Origin of the sequence: Belliella alkalica, from assembly GCF_022549785.1 — a bacterium.
GTDB lineage: Bacteria > Bacteroidota > Bacteroidia > Cytophagales > Cyclobacteriaceae > Belliella > Belliella alkalica.
The window spans coordinates 1-630 of record NZ_JAKZGO010000085.1 but is presented as its reverse complement, the minus strand read 5'-3'; the positions used below and the strand labels follow the sequence as shown (position 1 = coordinate 630).

The 630-nt window shown below is 46.7% G+C and carries 1 pseudogene; it reads right to left on the bottom strand.

Annotated features, from left to right (window positions below):
• Positions 1–630, bottom strand: a pseudogene (locus tag MM213_RS20760) (hypothetical protein); the annotation flags it as partial.

The window sequence follows — 630 nt, the reverse complement described above, 5'->3', positions numbered from 1 at the left end:
CACATCAACATCCTCTGGGTCAGACTCTTTTGGCCCTTCTTCATCTGTTGGGGAATCGACTACTGCGATGTTACTGATTGTTGTTCCTGCTTCAAGGGAAGGTGAAGTGGAGAGTATAAGATTCAGTTCCACACTTCCTCCTGCTGCCAAGGTTCCAAGATTCCAGTTTACTGTACCTGAATCATTCATTCCTCCGTTGTCGGCTGAGACGAATGTGGTTCCTGCCGGAAGCATATCGCTTACCATCACATCAAGTGCATCACTTGGACCGTTGTTGCTTACCGTTATTGTGTAACTGATATTCTCTCCCGCCAATACCGTAGCACTTGCTGCTGACTTCATTATTGCTAGGTCAGCCGCTGTCTCTACCGTTACATCTTCAGGATCGGATTCTTTTGGTCCGTCTCCATCTGTTGGGGAATCTACGATTGCTATGTTACTGATGATTGTTCCTGCTTCAAGGGAAGCTTCGGTGGACAATACAAGATTCAGCTCCACACTTGCTCCTGCTGCCAATGTCCCAAGGTTCCAGTTTACTGTACCTGAATCATTTACTCCTCCATTATCAGCTGAAACGAATGCAGTTCCTGCCGGAAGCATATCGCTTACCATTACATCAAGTGCATCACT